The sequence below is a fragment of the Gilliamella sp. B14448G11 genome (assembly GCF_016101765.1).
GTDB lineage: Bacteria > Pseudomonadota > Gammaproteobacteria > Enterobacterales > Orbaceae > Gilliamella > Gilliamella apicola_N.
Genome location: NZ_JACFPX010000003.1, coordinates 160,704 through 182,660, shown reverse-complemented (window position 1 = coordinate 182,660; position 21,957 = coordinate 160,704). Strand labels below are relative to the sequence as shown.

Sequence of the window (21,957 nt, the reverse complement as noted above, 5' to 3'; positions counted from 1 at the left end):
AAATTTAACCTACAGATAAACCCTAAATTAGGGTATATAATAAATGGCAAATCACTTTTTCATATAATCATTTTGTGAAACAATTAACTCGAATTCAGATTTTAGAAAGACTAAAAGAACATATTAAAGATCCTACAACTGAGCTTGTATACAAAACGCCTTTTGAATTACTCATTGCGGTTGTACTTTCAGCTCAAGCTACTGATATTAGCGTCAATAAAGCAACGAAACCATTGTTTGCTGTTGCCAATACTGCTGAACAAATTTTAGCCCTTGGCGTTGATAAATTAAAAGATTATATTCGCACAATCGGTCTCTATAATAGCAAAGCCGAAAACATCATAAAAACATGTAAAATATTAGTGGATAAGTATCAAGGACAAGTACCAGAAAATTTTGATTCACTTATTGCATTGCCTGGTGTTGGTCGAAAAACAGCAAATGTGGTACTAAATACCGCTTTTGGTTGGCCAACAATTGCGGTTGATACCCATATCTTTCGTGTCAGTAATAGAACGGGTTTTGCTCCAGGTAAAACAGTTGAGGCTGTTGAAGAAAAATTACTAAAGGTTGTTCCAGAAAAATATAAAATTAATTGCCACCACTGGTTAATTTTACACGGTCGTTATACTTGTATTGCCAGAAAACCCAGATGTGGTTCATGCGTAATCGAAGATCTATGCGAATTTAAAGATAAAATTTACCCTGAGTGAAAAAATAATGCTAAATAAATTCAAATTAACCCACGATGATATCAATTTATTTAAAAATAGCCTTGGAGATACCAAAAAGATAAAGCAAGATACTGTGCTCCACAAACCACAAAAACGCTCACAAAAAGTAATAGAAACCCAAAAACAGCAACATGAAAAAGTTAATACTGAGTTTTATTTTTCAGATGATTATCAACCACTATTACAAGAAGATCCTATTCGTTATAGTAGAGAAAATGCAGATCCTAACGAAGTCAAAAAATTACGACGCGGTTTTTATGAACCTGAATTTTTTTTAGATTTACATGGATTGACACAACGAGAAGCAAAAAAAGAGATAGCCGCGCTTATTGCTGCGTGTTTGCGAGAAAAAACACCATGTGCATGCATTATGTATGGACATGGAAAAAACATATTAAAAAAACAAACACCAATGTGGCTTGCTCAGCATCCACAAATTATTTGCTTTCATCAAGCACCGAAAGAATTTGGGGGCAATGCAGCATTACTCATTTTATTTGATATCAATGATCAATCAGCTAATAATTAATGATAACTAATTGAAACATATAAATGTAAATGTGATAGTCTCGCCAAATTTCTATAACTAATACAGGATTTGTAATAATTTGTAGCAGTATAAGTATATTACCAATGAGTAACGAAAATTGTATAGAGATTTAGCATCGATACCAAATGGAAGTTTTTACTATGAGTTTTTACTATCATTTATTACTACCATTAATCACTTTCATATAATATATGAGTAACATAAAAATGATTAAAAATAAGTTACTACTTGAATATAAACACTTATTGTCAATATGATTGAGGTTAAATTTTTACGTCTCAATACTCTAAATAGCATGAAAATAAAAAAGCCAGCCTAGGTAAACCAAGCTGGCAAACATTGGAAGCAATGTGAGCAATGTCATACTTCTTAGAAGTCTTTCGACGTTCTAACAAAGTACGAATTGATGATAATGATTCTCATTATTAAAAGCAAGCGTTTTTTTTGACTTTTTTAAAATAAATTTTTCATGAATTGTTTTACGAATTAGATCAATATCTAACCAAATAAAAAAACACAAGAAACAAGTAGAGGCGGTAGCCTCTACTTGTAATAGATAATTTAATAAAGTAGTTAAGTTCAGTAGAATATAGAATAGAGACTTATTTATTTTTGATAGATGAACTCAACACCCTCTTCATCACTTTCGTCCCAATCATCAAAATCATCATCGTCAAAAGCTTCATCCATTGCTTGTTGGTGATAATCATCCCACATAAATTCTACTTTTTCAGGTGATGATTCTTCTTGTTCAGCTTCACGCGGATGAGCATTCATGTATTCCATCAAATCCCAACACAAAGCTTTTACACCCTCATGATTAACAGCTGAAATTAAATAATATTTGTCTTGCCAATCAAGTGCTTTGGCAATTTCTGCTGCACGCTTAGCGCTCTCTTCGGCACCCAACACATCCATTTTATTAAATACTAACCAACGTGGTTTATTAGCTAATTTTTCACTATACTGATGTAATTCTTGAATAATTACTTTTGCATTTTCAATAGGATCAGTTCCATCAATAGGCGCTATATCAACTAAATGAACTAATACACGACAACGTTCAAGATGTTTTAAAAAACGGATACCAAGACCTGCTCCATCCGAAGCACCTTCAATTAAACCAGGAATGTCAGCAACAACAAAGCTTTGTTCATTATCCATTCTTACTACACCCAAACTTGGAACTAAAGTTGTAAATGGATAATCAGCAACTTTTGGTTTAGCAGCAGAAACAGAACGAATAAAGGTTGATTTACCTGCATTCGGTAGACCTAACATACCCACATCTGCAAGTAACAATAATTCTAAAAGCACATCACGCTTTTCACCTGGAGTACCATCGGTTTTTTGTCTTGGGGCACGGTTTACCGATGATTTAAAACGAGCATTACCCAAACCATGGAATCCGCCCTTGGCAACTAATACTTTTTGCTGGTGATGTGTTAAATCACCGATAATTTCGCCTGTGTATTTGTCGGTAATACGTGTTCCAACGGGTACTTTAACGGTAATATCTTTACCACGTTTACCTGTACAATCTGAACCTTGACCATTTTGTCCACGTTCTGCGCGATAATTTTTTTCAAATTGAAAATCAACTAATGTGTTTAAATTTTCATCAGCAATAAAAAATACATCACCACCATCGCCACCGTCTCCACCATCAGGTCCGCCTTTAGGTATATATTTTTCTCGACGAAAACCTACACAACCATTCCCACCATCGCCGGCTTCTACTCGGATTGAAGCTTCATCAACAAATTTCATTACTCTTCCCCTTTTTTCCGGTTAATTAGCCAACCTTTTCTTGGATGCCAAATATGGTGTCCAATAGTCGCAAACATAGCGCCTGCAACAACAGATACTGCACCAATATAACCTAAAATATTTAAATATTGCATAGCAAATTTTTCTGGCCAAATTAACGCAAACAAATCGGAAAATATTAGTGCAAATAAAGGCGTTAAAGTTGTTATAGCACTAACTTGTGCTGCTTGCCAGCATTCCATAGCCATCACTAATGCACCATAAGCAATAATGGTATTTAAACCACAAAATATGATGGCAAACAATTGGGTACCATCCGCATTAGCTATCATGCTAGGTGATGCAAAAGGCCATAAAAATACAGCACAAATAAGGTAAATTAACCAAAGTAGCTGTTCCGCACGTAATTTTTGCAATAAAACTTTTTGAGCCAGCGCATAACATGCCCATGAAACCGAAGCAAGTAAAGCAAGCCATACACCAATGCCATATGTAGACATATTAGCAAAAAGATCAACAATATTTTTATTAAAAAATAGTCCTAATCCAATCAACAATATTGTTATACCAATGATTTGCGTTGACCTTAACCTTTCTTTAAAAATAAAAGCACTTGAAATCATAAATATTACAATACCCATTTGCCCAACAACTTGAGCTGTTGTGGCACTAAGATACTGAACTGCAGTAGCAAATAATGCAAAATTGCCTAATAATCCAAATCCTGCAACCATCAACAAAATAAAACGACGACGTTTTTTAAAAATTGCTAAATTTGGAAATTGTTTTTTATATGCAAGCCAAATGGTAATACCAATTGCGGAAATAGAAAGTCGCGACCATGCTAAAGTTAGCGGGTCAATAACCACTAACGCATATTTCATTGCAATCGGCACTACGCCCCACATCACCGCAGTTAACATGGCTAATGCAAAACCTAATTTTACATTTTGCTGCTTTATCATATTGCAATTAATTTATGTGAATTTCAAGAAATGAAAAAAGCCCCACAATAACTGTGAGGCTTCTATAACGTCCAAACCGTTTTTAATTAACTGTTAGCAATTACACTAACATAACGACGGTTTTTAGGTCCTTTAACTTCAAATTTTACTTGTCCATCAATTAAGGCAAATAGAGTATGATCACGACCACAACCTACGTTAGTGCCTGGGTGGAATTGAGTTCCACGTTGACGAACTAGAATATTACCTGCAAGAACTTCTTGAGAACCATAACGTTTAACACCTAAACGTTTACTCTGGGAATCACGACCATTACGTGATGAACCACCCGCCTTCTTATGTGCCATTGTTCGATACTCCTATTAAGCGATTGCAGTGATCTTCACATCAGTAAACCACTGACGGTGACCTTGTTGTTTACGATAGTGTTTACGACGACGGAATTTAACAATCTTCACTTTGTCACCACGACCGTGCTCAACAATTTCTGCTTTAATTGTTGCACCTTCAACAAACGGAGCACCAACTTTGATGTCTTCACCATTTGCTACCATTAAAACTTTATCGAAAACAACTTCTGCACCTGTTTCGACTTCAATTTTTTCCAAGCGAACGACTTGTCCTTCGCTAACTCGGTGTTGCTTGCCACCACTTTGGAAAACTGCGTACATACTTAACTCCGCAATAAAAAACAGACGATTACTTGATTGAACATATATGTCTGTATGATTAATCTTATAGGGCGTGAATTTTACGCAAAATTTATGCTTGTTGCAAGCGCTGTTTACTAAAAGATCGCAAAAAGTTACAAAAAAGATCAGAGATATACTGCTTTCACGCTACAATAGTTATAAATTATTATTTATTTAAAATATTTATAATCCTATAGAGTTTCAATATGTCGGGAAGAAAAGTTCGCTACAATGCCTCTATTACTAGCCGTTTAACACTACTTATGTTCATTTTAGGAGGTATTGCATTAGTAGCATTATCATTATCAATTAGAATCGCCAATGATACCAAAGGCAGTGCTTATATGATTAATCAGTTAGGGTTACTCAGAATGAAAAGTTATCAACTTTTGACAATTATTCCACTATCCCAAAATGATTATAATCATCTTAATATTTTTAAAGAGTTATCATCTTCCAAACAATGTTTGCAATTATTTGAACATTACGGCTTAACCAATGAATTTAATCAATTGCAAAATGAGTGGATAAGCAATATAGCACCAAAAATACAACAAGCAAAAAAAAGTGATGAAGTAAAAAATGATATAGATAATTATGTTGATCTCACTAGTAACTTAGTACACAAAATTGATCAGAAAACAGAAAAACAGATCCATTATATTTTTCAGTTACAACTACTATTTATTGTCATTATCATACTTTCTTTGATTATCCAAATCTCCTATTTACGTCGCTATATTTTAGTTCCATGGCAAAAACTGATTGATATGGCAGAAGCGATCTCAAAGCATAACTTCAATAAACGTTTTAACATTCGGAAAAAAAAGAATGAATTTGATTTACTTGGGTTAGCTTTTAATAAAATGTCAGAACAAATAGAATCACAATATTTATTACTTGAACATCGCGTTGCCGAAAAAACATCTGAATTACAAAAGACCAATCAAATTATTTCTTTTCAATATTATGCAACTAAGCAACTACATACTTCAGAACCATTATGTGAGCGTTTTCTTAAAATATTACGAGAATTAGAAGAATTGGTGCCACTCTCGCAATTTCAAATTCGTTTTTATGAATCAGATAATCCAGAACATTATCAACAGATTGGTTATGATAACCAACAAAAATTACCCTATTGTCTTAATCCCAAATGTAATGCCTGTTTAACTCCCTCAAAAATTGATCAAAAAAATGGGGAGCAACGCCTTTGGTATCTTCAAGAAAATGGCGAAAAATATGGAATTTTATTTGCTATTCAACCCGCTGATGTCACACTCAGCATTGAACAAGAGAATCTAATTACTGGATTAATTGAACAAATGACCACAGCAATTATGCTTGATAGGCAAATTGAACACCAAAAACAATATTTATTAATGAAAGAGCGTTCGGCAATGGCGCGTGAATTACATGATTCGATAGCCCAATCACTATCTTGTTTAAAAATTTACCTCAGTTGCTTACAGATGCAGTCTGATTTGAATTCACCAACCAGCGTTGATTTACTCACTACTATGCGCAAAGAAGTCAATGTTACTTACTCGCAACTAAGAGAGTTAATCACTTCTTTTCGTTTACGCCTAAATCAAACAGGATTTTATGCAAGCTTAGTTGAATTAGTAGAAGAGTTTAATATCAAATTAAAATTCAATATTCAGCTTAAATATCAATTACCTTTAAATATTATCAATAGTAAATATGCCTTTCATTTATTGCAATTTATTCGTGAGGCACTAAATAACGTATATAAACATGCAAAAGCCTCCAGTGTAATAATAAAATTAGAAATGGATAATAATCAAATTATTACATTGAATATAAAAGACAATGGAATAGGTTTTCAAAGTAAAATTAAACAAGATCACCATTATGGACTTATTATCATGCGAGATAGAATTGAGATATTAAATGGTAATCTAGTCATTGATAGTAAACCCAATAAAGGAACACAAATTGTGGTAACATTTAAAGCGATGGAATCTACTCCACTAAAAATAATAGAAGAGTAACCAATGGAACAAATTAAAAGTTCAATATTACTTATTGACGATCATCCTATGTTAAGAAATGGCGTAAAGCAATTAATTCATACTGTCAATCATTTTGAAATAGTGGGTGAAACAGGTTCAGGAATAGAAGGAATTAAACTAGCTGAAGAGCTCGATCCAGATATTATTTTACTTGATATTAATATACACGATGTCAATGGGTTAGATATTCTTCGAGCTTTACGTGAAAAAAATATCTCTAGTCGTATTATTATGTTTACCGTATCGAATGCAAAAGAAGATATTATTACGGCGCTTAAAATGGGGGCTGATGGTTATCTGTTAAAAGATATGGAACCAGAAGACTTTATCAAAGCATTGCAAGATATCTCAATTGGTAAGGTAATAATGGATGATGCAATTTCGCATATTATTCTCAATTATATGCGTCACGGTGATGAACCGACAACAAAACCGATCCATGATGTCAATCTTCTCACTCCTAGAGAACATGAAATATTTGATCTATTAGTGCAAGGGCTATCCAATAAATTAATAGCTAAAGATTTAGATATTGTTGAAAGCACGGTAAAAGTTCATATCAAAAGCATATTTAAAAAACTTAACTTCAAATCTCGAATGGAAATGACCGTGTGGTATTTACAAAGTAAAGAATAGATCTAGCAATGAAAGACAAATAGTTTTTATCTATTTTATAAAGAATAACAACTATTGAAAATGAATTCTTTAAAGTTTATAAAAACAAGATATGCTATAAATAACAGACAAGTATCTGACTAAAAATTGACATTTACTTGCCTGTTAATATTAATGATTAGAAAACCAATTTAATTTTTCACGCAGTGCAACCACTGGGCCAATAAGAACTAAGCTCGGACTATGCGCTTGCAAAGCCAGATTTGCTAAATTGTCCAACAAACCGGTAATGACTCTTTGCTTAGTACTTGTTCCCTCCTCGATAATAGCAATGGGTGTTTGAGCATTCATACCATGTTTAATCAATTGATTACTGATATTTTCCGCTTGAGAAAGCCCCATATAAAAAACTAACGTTTGTTTTTCTGCTGCTAAGCTTTGCCAATCCAAATGATTACCATTTTTTAAATGTCCTGTAACCAAACGTACACTATGAGCATAATCACGATGTGTTAATGGTATACCACTGTATGCAGAACAACCAGAAGCAGCTGTTATACCGGGCACTACTGAGAAAGGGATATTAGCGTTAAATAATGTTTCTAGTTCCTCTCCACCACGACCAAAAATAAAAGGATCGCCTCCTTTTAAGCGTACTACACGTAATCCTTTTTGAGCCTGTTCTAACAAGATTTGATTAATTTGTTCTTGTGAAACACAATGATATCCTACTCGTTTACCAACAAAAATACGCTGAGCATCGCGACGAACAAGATTCATAATTTCATCTGATACTAATCGATCATAAACAATAATATCAGCTTGTTGAATTTGTTGTAGTCCTTTTAATGTGAGTAAACCCGCATCGCCTGGTCCAGCACCAACTAAAACAACTTCTCCGCGATCATCAAGTGACATATCAAATAACTCATTAGTCAATAATTCAACGCGTTCTGAATCATTATTTGCAATAGCTTGTGCTAATCTATCATGATTAAAGAGCTTTTCCCAAAATCGACGACGTTCTGTCAATGTTTTATAACTTAGTTTAACTTTATTACGTAAATAACCGGCATATCTCGCTAATTTACCTAAATGTTGCGGTAAAATAGCCTCTAATTTTTCACGTAATAATCGTGCTAAAACGGGAGCATGCCCCGCGGAGGAAACCGCTACCATAATTGGTGAACGGTCGATAATTGAAGGCATAATAAAACTAGCATCTTTTGGAGAATCAACTACATTACAAAAAATACGTCGCTTTTCAGCTTCAATACTTACTAGTTGGTTAGTTTTATCACTATCAGTCGCAGCAATAACAAGCCATTTATCATCTAGTAATTCCGCTTTAAATTCATCTTGGACTAACGTTAATTGTTTTTGATCTTGCCAAACCAAAAATTGTTGGCTAAAAGTGACGGCATTAACAGTGATACTAGCCCCAGCTTCAAGCAACAAACGAGCCTTACGTTCAGCAATTTCACCCCCCCCAACTAATAAACAACGGCGATTTTGTAGTTTACAAAATAGAGGAAAATAATCCATAACACTTTCATTCCTGCACTTTAACTATGTAATTGGCGCTAAGGGCGTTCTGATTTAGGCGTTGCATACCAATATCCTAACCCCATAAAAATAGCCCCAGAAACAATATTACCTAATGAAACCCATAATAAATTATGACCTATGCCAGCTAATGTATAATTATCACTATGGTTACCAAACCAAGACAAAGAAAAAAGTGTCATATTGGCAACCGAATGTTCATAACCACAGGCAATAAAAGCCAGTAAACACCACCAGATAGCAATAAATTTCGCTGAACCTTCAACACGATTAGCCATCCAAATAGCTAAACATACTAACCAGTTACATAATATACCACGAAAAAATAACGCACTAGCGGACGCTGATGTTTTAGCTAACGCAGCGCTATGCACTAAACTAGTATCAGTTGATAGTAACGGAGTTGCAGCATAAAAGTAAATTATTGCAACAAAAATTGAACCTAGCAAATTTCCTAACCAAGTTTGTGGTAATACAAACCACATTTGTTTATGAGTAATACTTTTACATTTCACACCAAAGGTTAAAAACATGGTATGTCCCGTAAATAACTCGGAACCGGCAATCACAACTAATGTTAAAGCAATCCCAAACGTTGCCCCCATTAATAATGGTCTTAAAGCCGGATCAATTAAATTACCAAGTGTAAAAATAAGAATAATACCAAGCCCAACATATGCACCAGCCATAGCTGAACTTAACCAAAATCCTAATGTATTAGATTTTGCAAATTGAACAATGCGTGCCGCATTAGTGGCACATTTATTGATAGTATCGGTATACATAACAAAGTTATCCTTTCAAATTTTTAATCCGCTTTTACTTGTACAGAGCCATCATCATTCACTTTTACTTCATAATGAGGGACAGAATTATTCTCATCATCGTAACAATAACCATCTTTTAAACGAAAACGCTGTTTTTTAAGTGGGCTAGCGACCCATAATTCATCATTATGCTGACCAATAATGCCACGAGACAACACACTAGCATCAGCAAAAGGATCAATGTTACTTATCGCGTAAAGTTCGTTGGAGTGGTAAGGACGAAAGATCGCTACATGCACTTTCCCAACTAACGCACAAACACCTGTCTCTGGCAGAATATCTTCTATTTTACAAACAGTTATCCAATCACTCATATTATTGCTCCTCTGATATTGCATAGCGTTCATGTAAACTCGCTGGGCGATGTTGATTACGCTCAGAAATAAACTGGACATTTTCATCGCGTTTATTACTATTGATGAAGTGAGCAAATCGATGTTGATTTTCAGGATGTTCAATTGTCTGCTTCCATTCACATACAAATAAACTTCGTAAGCGAGTCATTTCTGTTTCTAGTTCATCATTAATACCAAGTTTGTTATCAATAATCACACTGCGTAAGTAATCAATACCCCCTTCCATATTTTCAAGCCAAACAGACGTACGTTGTAATTTATCTGCGGTACGAATATAGAACATAATAAAACGATCGAGATATTGAATTAAGGTATCTTTATCTAAATCAGCTGCCAATAAATCAGCATGACGAGGCTTCATTCCACCATTACCACAGACATATAAATTCCATCCTTTTTCGGTAGCAATTACCCCAATATCTTTACCTTGTGCCTCAGCACATTCGCGAGTGCAACCTGATACGCCTAATTTAAATTTATGAGGTGCACGAATACCTTTATAACGGTTTTCTAACTCAACGCCAAAACCAACACTATCACCAACCCCAAAACGACACCATGTGCTACCTACACAAGTTTTAGCCATTCGTAATGCTTTAGCATAAGCATGGCCACTTTCAAACCCTGCATCAATTAACTCTTTCCAAATAGCTGGTAAATCATCTTTTTGTGCACCAAAAAGGCCAATACGCTGTGAACCAGTAATTTTAGAGTAAAGGTGATATTTTTGAGCTATTTTCCCTATGGCGATCAATCCTTCAGGGGTAATTTCACCACCTGCACTACGTGGAATAACCGAATAAGTTCCATTTTTTTGAATATTACCAAGGAAGATATCATTACTATCTTGCAGAGGGATTAGATCTTGTCGCAAAATATAATCATTCCAACATGAAGCTAATAACGAAGCAATTGTTGGTTTGCATATTTCACAACCATAACCAATACCATGTTTATCTATCACCTGCTTAAATGTTTTCAATCCTTCAATCCGAATCAAATGATATAATTCTTGGCGAGAATATTTAAAATGCTGGCAAAGGGCGTGACTGACTTCTATACCTTGTTTTGCTAGTTCTGTATTTAAAATTTGTGTAACTAGCGGTATACACCCCCCACAGCCTGTACCGGCTTTGGTTTGAGCTTTAATGGCAGCTACAGTATGGCAACCAGCATGAATGGCATTGATGATTTTTTCTTTAGTAACATCAAAACAGGAGCAGATTTGTGCAGAATCTGGCAATGCCTCCACACCCATTGTTGGCTTAGAACCGGCATGTTCAGGCAAAATCAATGTATCAGGGTGTTCTGGTAGATCCATATTATTGAGCATTAACTGTAATAAATTGCTGTAATCTTTAGTATCTCCTACTAATACCGCACCCAATAATTTTTTATTATCATTAGAAACAACTAATTTTTTGTAAACAGGTATATTTTCATCTAAATATATATAACTACGGCTACCGACCGTTTTGGCTTTGGCATCGCCAATACTACCTACATCAACGCCCATCAGTTTCAGCTTAGCACTCATATCAGCACCATCAAATGGAATATTGCCGCCAAGTAAATGCACAACAGCAATTTGCGCCATTTTATACCCTGGAGCGACTAAGCCAAAGACTTTACCTTGCCAACATGCACATTCGCCAATAGCATATATATCAGGATCAGACGTTTGACAATAATCATTGATGACAATGCCCCCTCGAGCACCAATGTCTAACTGACAATCACGCGCTAACTGATCATTAGCTCGAATGCCAGTGGAAAAAACAATAAAGTCGATTTCTAGTGATGTACCATCAACAAATTGCATTACTTTACCTTGTGGTGTATGCAAAATTTCTTGAGTGTTTTTGCTGGTATGGACACTAACGCCCATTTCTTCAATTTTATGGCGCAATTGTTCGCCACCTATCATGTCAAGCTGCTCAGCCATTAAAACGTTTGCAAACTCAACCACATGGGTTTGTATGCCTAAATTTTTAAGTGCTCCTGCAGCTTCAAGTCCGAGTAAACCACCTCCGACTACGGCACCCGTTTTACAATGACTAGCACATTGTGCAATAGCGTCTAAATCTTCAATCGTGCGATAAACAAAACAATCCGCACCATCAGCACCTTTAATTGGGGGAACCCAAGCATAAGAACCTGTCGCTATAATTAACTTGTCGTATTCAACAATTCGCCCAGTCTGTGAATGCACCTGTTTAAGTTGACGATTGATCAATATCACACGTTCATTTAGTAAAATATTGATGTGATGTTCTTCATAAAATCCTTCTTGAACAAGCGATAATCCTTCAGCAGTAAAGTCTGAGAAGTAAGAGGAGAGATGAACCCGATCATAAGCGACCCGAGGTTCTTGACAAAAAATAGTAATATTGAACTGATCAGACTGCATTTTGTCGATAATTTCTTCGACAAAACGATGTCCAACCATCCCATTACCAATGATAACGAGATTGGTTTTACTCATACAAAAGCTCCAATTTATTCTAATTTAAATAATCAATTTTGAAACTATTCCCATTGTATGAAACTTTATACAGAATATAACTACTCTCAAGGGTTACTACTAAAGTAGTAATTTTAAACAATATTATTTAATATCATTATGTTATGGCAATTGAACATATAAGTAAAATTAAAAATGTTATAACACTCTTAAAAATGCGCTTATTAATTAATCGTTAACAGATATAAAAAACCAGTGAAAATGATTGCCAATTAATATTAAATCAGTATAATTAGCCGACTAATTAAATTGAGTAATGATAATTGAATTATAAGTCAAGAAAGCTTCCATCTCGTGAGACAATAGCACGAGCACAAAGATTTAATGATGATATCATTGATGTATCTGGTGTTGACCTAGTTTTAAGTTTGATAACAACAGCTGATTTGATCCGTTCAAATATTTATGCACAACTTACTAAAGATTATGATGTTTCTGAAGGTAAGTTTGCTTTGTTAATGTCATTATATTCAGAAGGTGAAACCAGTGCTGGCGATCTCGCACTCCGTATAGGGGTAACTCCGGCAACCGTATCGGTTATGGTTAAGCGGATGTTAACCGTATCAAATCCATTAATATCCATGACAAAAAACGATGAAGATGGTCGTTCACGTTTGATAACTTTGACAGAAGCAGGAATAACACTTATTCAAAATGCATTACCCGATCACCTTAAATCGATTCGTGCTTTTGCGCAGGTACTAAACTCGCAAGAACAAGAATCTTTAATACTTATGTTGCGTAAATTATTACGAAATAGCTGATTTCAATGAAATTGAAGTCATTCTTTTTAATTAAATAATTAGCTGACTAAATAAATGGAAAATAAGTTGTATATGAAAAAAAATGTCAAAATTCCTCTTATCTTTTTACTTCTTCTATTTTTTGGATCATTTTTAATCTTTTTGGGTTCCCGAAATGATGCAGTAACAGTTGCAAAAAGCATTAAATCAGGAGTGTTAACTGCTGATGAAATTAATATTGCCTTTCAAAATGTAGGAGGTAAAGTCATTAAACGATTTGTGGAAGAATCACAAATGGTTAAAAAAGGGGATCCTTTAATGCAATTAGAGGACGTTGATACAAAATTGGCAATTGATCGTTTACAAGCATTGGTTGATAGCCAAAGAGCTGCAGTTAATCAAGAACAAGCTGCAATTGAAATCACTGAAAACGAAACCAATCTTTCTGAACTATCGACTTGGCGTAAAATTGAAGAAGTTAAAGCAAGTTTAGAAGCGGCGAAATCTGCTAGAAATTTGGCTAGTACGGAGTTTGATCGTCAAACACAATTACGTAAAACAGGTGGAAACTCACAATCACAACTTGATAATGCTCGTAATGCTTTTGTTGTAGCCAAAATGCAAGTAATCCAAATTGAAAGCCAATTATCAACATTAATGATTGGCGCTACACCTGAACAAGTCAGTCAATTTGAAAAAACGCAAAATGCTACTGGCATGTCACTACAATCGATTACAATTGCAAGACAAAAGCTTGAAAATCGCCAAAATCAATTAGCACAGCTCAAGGCACAGTTAGCTCAAGGCGAAGCTGATTTAAAACAATTGCAAATCAATTACCAAAGACTCACATTAAAAGCACCTGAAGATGGTAAAGTTTTAAAACTGATGTTTGAAGATGGTGAATTGGCACCAACAGGCGCGCCCGCTGTACTGTTAGAAACCGATCGTAAATATATCGACATTTATGTAAATGAAAAAATGGTCAATGACTACCAACCAGGTACAACTGTTACAGCAAATGCGATTGCTTTGGATAAAGAAGTAAAAGGTAAGGTTCGTTTTGCAACAGCAGCACCATCTTTTGCTGATTTACGCATGACTCGAGAACGCGGTCAAGCTGATTTAACATCTTATCAAGTCAGAATATATATGGAATCAATTCCAAAACTATTAACCGGAATGACACTTGAGGTTAAACAATGATGCAAAACATCATTAAATCTATTCAAGAAGAGCTTGATGCAATGTTATCAGGCCACTTTATCCCGTATTACAAAGTTGCTATAGGGTTAGCCGCTATTGTTGCGCTTATTTTCTCTATTGTACTCAGTCATGGTTCGGTATTTGAAGGTAAAATTGCAGTTATAGACCTTGATGGTTCTAATTATTCGACTGAATTAATTAGTAAAATAAATACTTCTTCTTACATTGAAGTTTCTGAAGTCATCAGATCGCCTGTTAATCCTATAACTTTAGTTTCTCATGATCGTAATTTAGGTGTTTTATATATTCCTAAAGGGTTAGAAAAGAGCTTAAAAAGAGGAGACCAGACTGTTCGTTTAGGTTACTTTTCAGATGATACGAATGAAGCCCAAAATGCTAAAGTACTTCAAAATCTCAACGAATATATACCTGAATTAGGCGCAGAACTGAGTGTGGGTAAAGTTTCGTCATTGGGGTTGGGTCGAGAAGGCACCGAAGCCACTTTATCACCTATGCAGCTAAAATCCCGTAATCTATTTAATCCAGCAAGTTCATCAACAATTTCAACCATCATCTATTTTGTTTACTTTTTCTCATCTTTAACATATGGGTTAACATCATTGATGATTATAGGTCGTTTAAAAATTACTGGATTGTGGAATACCGTTTTAGAAAGAGGCTTTGTCGCTTTATTAGCAAGAACAATACCTTATGCATTATTTTATACTACCGGATTAACATTGATTACCGCAGTACTTGTTTTATTCGGACAATTACGTTTTGATGGTAACTACTTCGTGTTTGTACCGAGTATATTTATGACTGGACTCGCATTTGGTTGGTTAGGTTTTTTACTTTCTTGGAAAACCAATAATCCAGGTGAAGGTGCAAGTAAAATGATATTTTTAGTACCTCCAGGTTTTATTATGGGGGGATCAACAATGGCTGTAGGTATTATGCCAATCTGGGCTTATTATGTTAGCCATGCTTTCCCTTTAGTTTGGTTATTCCGTTTTTTCCGTGATATCGCTATGCGTGGTCGTTCACTCATTGATATGATGTCCACATATGGGATGTTTATTATTTATTTAACCGTTATTGCATTTGTTGTAATGATAGTTTTTAACCAAGTTAAAAAACCTGCTGCACAGCCAGAATTGAATTAAAAAATACAAGTTATTGAAACTATAATATGGTTTCAATAACTTCCCATCCTCGATTTTTTATTTAAATAATTTTTCACGTTAAATCTCGCCAAAATTATCATTATTTCAAATCTAATGATCAAATTTGTGATAGACATCACTTTATAAAATGAAATTATATACTTTCATTTCTTATTCAAATAATTTTTCATCTTTTCATTAACCATTTGAATAAAAATAATAATAGTTTTTTATCTAAAATATAATTTTATTTTTATTCTTTCATTTCGTTTCAAATGAAATGATTTTTAGGTTTTTCTATGCATAATCTGTTTTGTGACTTATTTATCATTTTCAATCCTTTACACGTGTTCAAATTTAATAACAAAATGAAAGATTAATAAGTTGTAACTTTATGACTAATGAAATTATGAACACTCTTGAACGTCGAGAAAAAATTATTCATTTACTGGGTAAAGAAAATACCGTGTCTGTGAATAAATTGAGCAAACTTTTTAAAGTCTCTACAGTCACAATTCGTAATGATCTTCGCCATTTAGAGCAAAAAGGCTGTGTATTACGCTCTTATGGAGGAGCAATGATAAATAAAACTTTTGCTTTTGATAGACCTTTATTTGATAAAAGCCGCATTAATTCAATTATAAAAAATAAGATTGCTAAAAAAGCAGCCGAAATGGTAAATGACGGCGATCGAATTATTCTCGATTCAGGTTCAACAACCGCTGCAATGGTGCCACATTTAGGTAAAAAACAGAATTTAGTCGTTTTTACAAATGCGATTAACATTGCTTATGAATTATCAATCAATACAAATATTGAGGTAATTATTGCTGGCGGCAATATTAGAAAAAAAGCTTACTCTATTTCAGGTTCTACTGTTGAGCAACAATTAAAAATGTACCATTTTAATAAATTATTTTTAGGTGTTGATGGATTTGATCTCAATGCAGGTATTACAACTCCAAATTTTGGTGAAGCTTCAGTTAATAGAGTAATGTGCCAAGTCTCTGAACAAATTATTGCAGTAACAGACTCAACAAAATTCGGTCGAAAAAGTTTCTGCACGATAGAAAAAATTAATCTTATTAACACTCTAATCACTGATTCAAAAATATCCAAAGACCATTTAATGCAATTACATTCACGAGGAATTAATGTGGAAATTGCAGATACATAAATGATCTTATTTTTAACCATATCATTATTCAAAAGGCAGGATCGAAATTATGCAACAGTATTTAAATTATTCATTAGATTGGCTAAAAAAACACGGCGCAGAACATACTGCTAAAGAAATCTGTCAACAACCTAAAATTTGGCGTGATTTATTACAATTAATTGAACAAAACAGAGCTCAATTACAAACATTTTTAGAACCTTTACTGGCGGATCCAAATTTAGAAATTATTTTGACTGGGGCTGGATCATCAGCTTTTGGGGGCGTTGCGCTTGCACCTTGGTTAAGAGAGCATACCCATCGAAATGTTCATGCCTATGGTACAACTGAAATTGTTGCTGACCCACTACAATATCTTTCACCAAATAAAAAAACATTAATGGTGTCATTTGCTCGTTCAGGCAATAGTCCTGAAAGTGTGGCAACAGTTAAATTAGCAGATCAATTAGTTTCTGATTGTCATCACTTATTTTTAATATGTAATCCAAACTGTGCTTTAACCGATTATGCGACTAATAACAATTCATCAAACCGTATTCTTCCACTGGTTATGCCAGAAGGTGCTCATGATTTAGGTTTTGCTATGACGTCAAGTATTAGTAGTATGATACTTGCAACATTACTCCTTTTGGGAAATATTGATCATGTAGAAGCACATGAGGCAGTAATGGAAATTGCTAATATTTGTGAACAAAAAATAGAAAGTTGGCAGAAAATAACTAAACAATTAGCACATAAAAACCATGAAAGAGTTATCTATGTCGGTAGTAGTTGTTTTACTGGTATCGCCCAAGAGTCTGCATTAAAAATTCTTGAATTAACAGCGGGTAAAATAGCTTCTCGATTTGATTCTATTTTAGGCTTACGTCATGGTCCTAAATTCATGATTAATTCACAAAGTTTAGTCGTCTGTTTCTTCTCTAACGATCATTATATTAATCAATATGACACTGATTTATTAAATGAATTAGTTAATGACCATATCGCAATGGATGTACTTGCGTTAAGCGGAAAAAATAGTACCGATAAACAAAATATACTTGCAGTAAATAGTAATTTTGCGGATTGCTGGCTGATCTTCCCATATCTTGTTTTTGCCCAGATGCTCGCATTTGAGAAATCATTAAATCATGGATTAACGCCTGATAATCCTTGTCCAACAGGTGAAGTTAATCGAGTGGTAAAAGGCGTTACTATTTACCCATTTGACTAAATTTAAAGTATCCCATTATCACAAAACGAAGGATGTAAAACATATGAGCACTCCAAATATTCTTATGACACGCATTGATAATCGCTTAGTTCATGGTCAAGTTGGTGTAACTTGGGTCAATGCACTTGGGGCTAATTTATTATTAGTTGCTAATGATAATGCTGCACAAGATCCTGTTCAACAAAATCTTATGGATATGGTTATCGCAGAAGGAATACAAACCCGTTATTTTACTTTACAAAAAACCATCGACATTATTGGCAAAGCAGCAGAACGACAAAAAATATTTATTGTTTGTAAAACACCACAAGATGTTTTAACTCTCGTTAAAGGAGGCGTACCTATCAAATTTGTTAACGTAGGTAATATGCATTTTTCGGAAGGAAAAAAACAAATTCATAAAACAGTATCTGTTGATAAAGAAGATATCGTTGCTTTTAAAGAACTTGAACGATTAGGTGTAACGTGTGAGATTCGCCGTGTACCAGATGAGGCTGGTGAAAAAATAATAGATCTAATTGATCAATCCTAACCTAGGAGCAAACTATGTTAATCGATGCATTATTAATTGGATTACTAGCAGGTATCGCTGGTGTAGATTTATTCGATGGTCTAACTCATTTACATAGACCTATTGTAATTGGTCCTTTAGTGGGATTGATTTTAGGTGATATAAAAACAGGATTATATGTTGGTGGTTCATTAGAACTTGTTTGGATGGGAATGGTACCATTGGCTGGAGCACAACCACCTAATGTTGTTATTGGTGGCGTAATTGGTACAAGTTTTGCAATTTTAACTCATACCGATCCTAAAGTTGCCATTGGTATTGCCGTTCCATTTGCTATAGCGGTACAAGGTTGCATCACGATTTTATTTACTATCTATTCACCAATGATGCACAAATGTGATCGCTATGTTGATCAACTTAATTTCAAAGGTATTGAGTGGGTCAATTACCTAGGCATGATTATCCTGTTTTGCTTTTATTTCATTGTCGCATTTTTACCAATTTACTTTGGTGCTGATGTAGCAACAGATTTAGTAAAAAAATCACCACAATGGTTACTTGATGGATTAAGCGTTGCCGGTGGAATGATGCCTGCGATCGGTTTTGCTATATTAATGAAAATTATGATGAAAAAAACCTATATTGCCTATTTCATTTTAGGTTTCCTTGGCGTGACATACCTTAACTTACCAATATTAGCAATTGCATTAGGCGCTTTAGCAATTGCAATGATTGATTTCTTTAATTATAGCCGAGTTAACACCGACAATGACAAATCAGTACGGGCAAGTTCTGTGGAGGTAGAAGATGGGATTTAATGACGAAAATGATAAAATAATGGCTGCTAAAGCAGAAAAACGCATGGAACAAGCACTAGCAACAAGCAAAGTATCAACCGATACTTATATTGATCAAAGCCAAAATGTAGCATTAACTAAAGTTGACATTAATCGAATGGCATTTCGTTCCTTAGCTCTACAAGCTTCGTTCAATTATGAACGTATGCAAGCTGGTGGTTGGCTTTATACTATTTTACCTGCACTAAGAAAAATTCATAAAAATTCAGATGACTTAAAAAACTCTATGCATATGCATATGGAGTTTATCAATGTCCATCCTTTCGATGTTACCTTTTTGTCTGGTTTAGTTTTAGCTATGGAAAAAGGCAAAGAAAATATCTCAACAATTCGTTCAGTTAAAGTTGCCTTAATGGGGCCTTTAGGTGGTATTGGTGATGCATTATTTTGGTTAACATTGTTGCCTATTTGTGCTGGAATTGGTGCTTCATTAGCACTAGAAAATAGTTTTTTTGGTCCAATAATTTTTTTATTAATGTTTAATTTAGTCCATTTTGGATTACGTTTTGGTCTTGCTCATTATGGTTATCATGCTGGTACTAGCGCATTACCCTTATTGAAAACCCATACCAAACGCATTTCACATGCAGCATCAATTGTCGGTATGACAGTTATTGGTGCACTTGTAGCCTCTTATGTACATTTATCCACACCATTAGAGATTAATGCGGGTAAGGCTCATATCGCTTTACAAGCCGATGTTCTAGATAAACTTATGCCAAATTTATTACCATTAGGATTTACGTTAATTGTCTATTATTTAATGAAACGTAATTTCTCACCTGTAAAATTAATTGGTTTAACCGTGGTAATTGGCATATTAGGTAAATTAGTTGGATGCTTATAGAGGTTAAATTATGTTGGGTATCATTTTAACAGGCCATGGTAGCTTTGCTACTGGCCTTTATGAAGCGGTAGTACAAATTATTGGAAAACAAGCACAATTTACTGCTATTAACTTTCCTGATGGGATGAGTAGTGAAGTGTTAGAACAACAACTAACTGATGCGCTAAAAAAGTGCGATAAAGGTGATGGTGTAATATTTTTTACAGATATTTTAGGTGGTTCTCCATTTCGATTATCTGCAATGTTAAGCTATCAATTTAATAATGTTGAGATAATTAGTGGTACCAATTTACCTATTTTATTAGAAATGTTATTACAACGAGATGAATTAGATGCTGAAAGTTTCCGTCTGAGGGCATTAGATATTGCAAAATCTAGCATAACCAGTTTATGGGATGAAAACATCAAAAAATCAATTGATAAAAAGGAAAATTCAGATGGAATTTGAAAAAATACATGCTAAACAAGTTCTAACCCCCGTTGGTTGGTTAGAAAATGCAATGGTTACCATTAAAAATGGGAAGATTATAAAAATTGAACAAACAAATAAAGTTTGTTCAGATAATATCAAGGTGTTACCTGCACTAATAGATACCCATATTCATGGCGTAATGGGCGCAGATACAATGGATGCAACCCATGAAGCCCTTAATACAATGAGCAGTTTCCTAGCACGACATGGTATTGGTGCTTTTTTAGCTACAACAGTTACAGAAAGTCATGAAAAAATTGAGGCAGCATTAGTACAAGTAAAACATAGCATAAAGCAAGGAGTCGCTGGTGCAACTTTATTAGGTTCATATCTTGAAGGACCTTTTTTTAATGCTGTACATAAAGGAGCACATCCAGAAACGCTACTACATGCCCCAGATCGCAACCTTATAGAAAAATGGTTAGATCTTGCTGAAGGCACATTAAAGTGTATAGCTCTTGCTCCAGAGTATCAAAATGCATTAGAAATTATAGAATGGTTACGTTCAATAAATATCAGGGTAATGATTGGACATACCAATGCGGACTATCAAACAACAAAAGCGGCGCTACTTGCTGGTGCAAGTGGTGTAGTGCATTGTTATAACGGCATGTCAGGTTTGCATCATCGTAATCCTGGCGTAGTTGGTGCCGCCCTAACAATAGATAATTGTCAAACTGAAATTATCATAGATGGTCATCATGTACATCCTGCAGCAGTTAATATTGCTCATAAATGTTGTGGGAAAAACTTATTATTAATTAGCGATGCAATGAGAGCAACAGGGATGTCTGATGGTGATTATCAATTGGGTAAATTAAAAGTACATGTACAAGATCATGTTGTACGTACAGAAGATGGGGGATTAGCGGGAAGTACTCTAACGATAAATCGTGCAGTTACCAATCTTGCAGATTATGCGAATATTTCATTTGAACAAGCGTGGTTACATGGTAGTTCTTATCCAGCAAAAGCATTAGGTATAGATCATTACTTGGGTGATATTGCTGTTGGAAAACAAGCTAATCTAGTACTATTAAATGCAAATAATCAACTAATGGCAACTATTGTAAATGGTAATATTGTTTATCAAACATCAGCAGATCTTACCGATATTTTGATTTAAAAAT

General features: G+C 34.4%; 22 protein-coding genes. 14 read left to right on the top strand and 8 right to left on the bottom strand.

Translation table 11 applies throughout. The annotated features are described in order from the left end of the window. Positions 1-74 precede the first annotated feature (74 nt). Both nth and smrB read left to right on the top strand, forming a co-directional pair. Entirely contained in the window at positions 75-713 is a 639-nt protein-coding gene (gene nth, locus H3S88_RS03500; RefSeq protein ID WP_065738293.1) for an endonuclease III, read from the top strand. A 7-nt stretch (positions 714-720) separates the two neighbouring features. Beyond that, positions 721-1,263 (top strand): endonuclease SmrB, encoded by a 543-nt coding sequence (gene smrB, locus H3S88_RS03495; RefSeq protein ID WP_086325934.1) that lies wholly within the window; start codon positions 721-723, stop codon positions 1,261-1,263. A 627-nt stretch (positions 1,264-1,890) separates the two neighbouring features. On the opposite strand, the gene cgtA is transcribed toward smrB, so the two are convergent. The 4 genes from cgtA to rplU all read right to left on the bottom strand — a co-directional run bounded on the left by cgtA (position 1,891) and on the right by rplU (position 4,690). Continuing rightward, positions 1,891-3,054 carry an Obg family GTPase CgtA gene (gene cgtA, locus H3S88_RS03490; protein WP_086325933.1) on the bottom strand — a complete coding sequence of 388 codons (1,164 nt, stop codon included), beginning with the start codon at positions 3,052-3,054 and terminating at the stop codon, positions 1,891-1,893. Then, positions 3,054-4,019 carry a DMT family transporter gene (locus H3S88_RS03485; protein WP_198227578.1) on the bottom strand — a complete coding sequence of 322 codons (966 nt, stop codon included), beginning with the start codon at positions 4,017-4,019 and terminating at the stop codon, positions 3,054-3,056. Before H3S88_RS03485 ends, cgtA begins: the two co-directional genes overlap by 1 nt. 86 nt (positions 4,020-4,105) lie before the next feature. After that, positions 4,106-4,366 (bottom strand): 50S ribosomal protein L27, encoded by a 261-nt coding sequence (gene rpmA, locus H3S88_RS03480; protein ID WP_025314437.1) that lies wholly within the window; start codon positions 4,364-4,366, stop codon positions 4,106-4,108. Between the two features lie 15 nt (positions 4,367-4,381). Beyond that, positions 4,382-4,690, bottom strand: coding sequence for a 50S ribosomal protein L21 (rplU, locus tag H3S88_RS03475; RefSeq protein ID WP_025314436.1), 309 nt, complete (start codon positions 4,688-4,690; stop codon positions 4,382-4,384). Positions 4,691-4,917: 227 nt separating this feature from the next. On the opposite strand from rplU, the gene narX reads away from it, so the two are divergent. Both narX and narL read left to right on the top strand, forming a co-directional pair. Then, on the top strand, positions 4,918-6,726 hold the full coding sequence (gene narX, locus H3S88_RS03470; RefSeq protein WP_198227579.1) for a nitrate/nitrite two-component system sensor histidine kinase NarX: 1,809 nt from the start codon (positions 4,918-4,920) through the stop codon (positions 6,724-6,726). 3 nt (positions 6,727-6,729) lie between these two features. Beyond that, positions 6,730-7,383, top strand: coding sequence for a two-component system response regulator NarL (gene narL, locus H3S88_RS03465; RefSeq protein ID WP_144092009.1), 654 nt, complete (start codon positions 6,730-6,732; stop codon positions 7,381-7,383). A gap of 150 nt (positions 7,384-7,533) precedes the next feature. Here narL and cysG read toward each other — a convergent pair whose 3' ends face one another. Genes cysG through nirB form a run of 4 tightly spaced genes read right to left on the bottom strand, consistent with a single transcriptional unit; the run spans position 7,534 to position 12,596 of the window. Continuing rightward, positions 7,534-8,907: a siroheme synthase CysG gene (gene cysG / locus H3S88_RS03460; protein WP_198227580.1), complete on the bottom strand. Its 1,374-nt coding sequence runs from the start codon at positions 8,905-8,907 to the stop codon at positions 7,534-7,536. A gap of 38 nt (positions 8,908-8,945) precedes the next feature. Continuing rightward, on the bottom strand, positions 8,946-9,713 hold the full coding sequence (nirC, locus tag H3S88_RS03455) for a nitrite transporter NirC (protein ID WP_198227581.1): 768 nt from the start codon (positions 9,711-9,713) through the stop codon (positions 8,946-8,948). Positions 9,714-9,736: 23 nt separating this feature from the next. Beyond that, positions 9,737-10,069 carry a nitrite reductase small subunit NirD gene (gene nirD, locus H3S88_RS03450; protein WP_198227582.1) on the bottom strand — a complete coding sequence of 111 codons (333 nt, stop codon included), beginning with the start codon at positions 10,067-10,069 and terminating at the stop codon, positions 9,737-9,739. Between the two features lies 1 nt (position 10,070). Beyond that, positions 10,071-12,596 (bottom strand): nitrite reductase large subunit NirB, encoded by a 2,526-nt coding sequence (gene nirB / locus H3S88_RS03445; RefSeq protein WP_198227583.1) that lies wholly within the window; start codon positions 12,594-12,596, stop codon positions 10,071-10,073. A gap of 302 nt (positions 12,597-12,898) precedes the next feature. Here nirB and H3S88_RS03440 point away from each other — a divergent pair, with 302 nt between their 5' ends. From H3S88_RS03440 to nagA, 10 genes are all read left to right on the top strand, one after another. Further along, the gene (locus tag H3S88_RS03440) at positions 12,899-13,399 is read left to right on the top strand and encodes a MarR family winged helix-turn-helix transcriptional regulator (protein ID WP_086325927.1); all 501 of its coding nucleotides are present in this window, start codon (positions 12,899-12,901) and stop codon (positions 13,397-13,399) included. A 72-nt stretch (positions 13,400-13,471) separates the two neighbouring features. Next, positions 13,472-14,584 (top strand): HlyD family secretion protein, encoded by a 1,113-nt coding sequence (locus tag H3S88_RS03435; RefSeq protein WP_198227584.1) that lies wholly within the window; start codon positions 13,472-13,474, stop codon positions 14,582-14,584. Next, entirely contained in the window at positions 14,581-15,750 is a 1,170-nt protein-coding gene (locus H3S88_RS03430; protein WP_198227587.1) for an ABC transporter permease, read from the top strand. The genes H3S88_RS03435 and H3S88_RS03430 overlap by 4 nt, the downstream gene beginning before the upstream one ends. Positions 15,751-16,144: 394 nt before the next feature. After that, positions 16,145-16,927, top strand: coding sequence for a transcriptional repressor AgaR (gene agaR / locus H3S88_RS03425; RefSeq protein ID WP_232352492.1), 783 nt, complete (start codon positions 16,145-16,147; stop codon positions 16,925-16,927). A gap of 49 nt (positions 16,928-16,976) precedes the next feature. Next, on the top strand, positions 16,977-18,140 hold the full coding sequence (locus tag H3S88_RS03420) for an SIS domain-containing protein (protein ID WP_198227589.1): 1,164 nt from the start codon (positions 16,977-16,979) through the stop codon (positions 18,138-18,140). 43 nt (positions 18,141-18,183) lie between these two features. Beyond that, positions 18,184-18,672 carry a PTS N-acetylgalactosamine transporter subunit IIB gene (gene agaV, locus H3S88_RS03415; protein WP_039129101.1) on the top strand — a complete coding sequence of 163 codons (489 nt, stop codon included), beginning with the start codon at positions 18,184-18,186 and terminating at the stop codon, positions 18,670-18,672. A 14-nt stretch (positions 18,673-18,686) separates the two neighbouring features. Beyond that, positions 18,687-19,469, top strand: a complete 783-nt coding sequence (gene agaW, locus H3S88_RS03410) for a PTS N-acetylgalactosamine transporter subunit IIC (RefSeq protein ID WP_198227591.1) — start codon at positions 18,687-18,689, stop codon at positions 19,467-19,469. Continuing rightward, complete coding sequence (locus H3S88_RS03405; RefSeq protein ID WP_086307887.1) at positions 19,459-20,355, top strand: PTS system mannose/fructose/sorbose family transporter subunit IID; 897 nt, start codon at positions 19,459-19,461, stop codon at positions 20,353-20,355. Before agaW ends, H3S88_RS03405 begins: the two co-directional genes overlap by 11 nt. Before the next feature lie 10 nt (positions 20,356-20,365). After that, the gene (gene agaF / locus H3S88_RS03400; RefSeq protein ID WP_086307888.1) at positions 20,366-20,803 is read left to right on the top strand and encodes a PTS galactosamine/N-acetylgalactosamine transporter subunit IIA; all 438 of its coding nucleotides are present in this window, start codon (positions 20,366-20,368) and stop codon (positions 20,801-20,803) included. Beyond that, positions 20,793-21,953, top strand: coding sequence for an N-acetylglucosamine-6-phosphate deacetylase (gene nagA, locus H3S88_RS03395; protein ID WP_198227593.1), 1,161 nt, complete (start codon positions 20,793-20,795; stop codon positions 21,951-21,953). The genes agaF and nagA overlap by 11 nt, the downstream gene beginning before the upstream one ends. The last annotated feature ends 4 nt before the right edge of the window (positions 21,954-21,957 follow it).

Bases quoted from the DNA above. Each gene is read 5' to 3' on its own strand.
- agaV (WP_039129101.1), top strand. From the start codon at position 18,184: ATGAGCACTCCAAATATTCTTATGACACGCATTGATAATCGCTTAGTT.
- rplU (WP_025314436.1), bottom strand. From the start codon at position 4,690: ATGTACGCAGTTTTCCAAAGTGGTGGCAAGCAACACCGAGTTAGCGAA.
- H3S88_RS03430 (WP_198227587.1), top strand. From the start codon at position 14,581: ATGATGCAAAACATCATTAAATCTATTCAAGAAGAGCTTGATGCAATG.
- H3S88_RS03405 (WP_086307887.1), top strand. From the start codon at position 19,459: ATGGGATTTAATGACGAAAATGATAAAATAATGGCTGCTAAAGCAGAA.
- cgtA (WP_086325933.1), bottom strand. From the start codon at position 3,054: ATGAAATTTGTTGATGAAGCTTCAATCCGAGTAGAAGCCGGCGATGGT.
- nirC (WP_198227581.1), bottom strand. From the start codon at position 9,713: ATGTATACCGATACTATCAATAAATGTGCCACTAATGCGGCACGCATT.
- H3S88_RS03435 (WP_198227584.1), top strand. From the start codon at position 13,472: ATGAAAAAAAATGTCAAAATTCCTCTTATCTTTTTACTTCTTCTATTT.
- rpmA (WP_025314437.1), bottom strand. From the start codon at position 4,366: ATGGCACATAAGAAGGCGGGTGGTTCATCACGTAATGGTCGTGATTCC.
- smrB (WP_086325934.1), top strand. From the start codon at position 721: ATGCTAAATAAATTCAAATTAACCCACGATGATATCAATTTATTTAAA.
- nagA (WP_198227593.1), top strand. From the start codon at position 20,793: ATGGAATTTGAAAAAATACATGCTAAACAAGTTCTAACCCCCGTTGGT.
- nirD (WP_198227582.1), bottom strand. From the start codon at position 10,069: ATGAGTGATTGGATAACTGTTTGTAAAATAGAAGATATTCTGCCAGAG.
- agaW (WP_198227591.1), top strand. From the start codon at position 18,687: ATGTTAATCGATGCATTATTAATTGGATTACTAGCAGGTATCGCTGGT.
- H3S88_RS03485 (WP_198227578.1), bottom strand. From the start codon at position 4,019: ATGATAAAGCAGCAAAATGTAAAATTAGGTTTTGCATTAGCCATGTTA.
- narX (WP_198227579.1), top strand. From the start codon at position 4,918: ATGTCGGGAAGAAAAGTTCGCTACAATGCCTCTATTACTAGCCGTTTA.
- agaR (WP_232352492.1), top strand. From the start codon at position 16,145: ATGACTAATGAAATTATGAACACTCTTGAACGTCGAGAAAAAATTATT.
- cysG (WP_198227580.1), bottom strand. From the start codon at position 8,907: ATGGATTATTTTCCTCTATTTTGTAAACTACAAAATCGCCGTTGTTTA.
- H3S88_RS03420 (WP_198227589.1), top strand. From the start codon at position 16,977: ATGCAACAGTATTTAAATTATTCATTAGATTGGCTAAAAAAACACGGC.
- nirB (WP_198227583.1), bottom strand. From the start codon at position 12,596: ATGAGTAAAACCAATCTCGTTATCATTGGTAATGGGATGGTTGGACAT.
- narL (WP_144092009.1), top strand. From the start codon at position 6,730: ATGGAACAAATTAAAAGTTCAATATTACTTATTGACGATCATCCTATG.
- agaF (WP_086307888.1), top strand. From the start codon at position 20,366: ATGTTGGGTATCATTTTAACAGGCCATGGTAGCTTTGCTACTGGCCTT.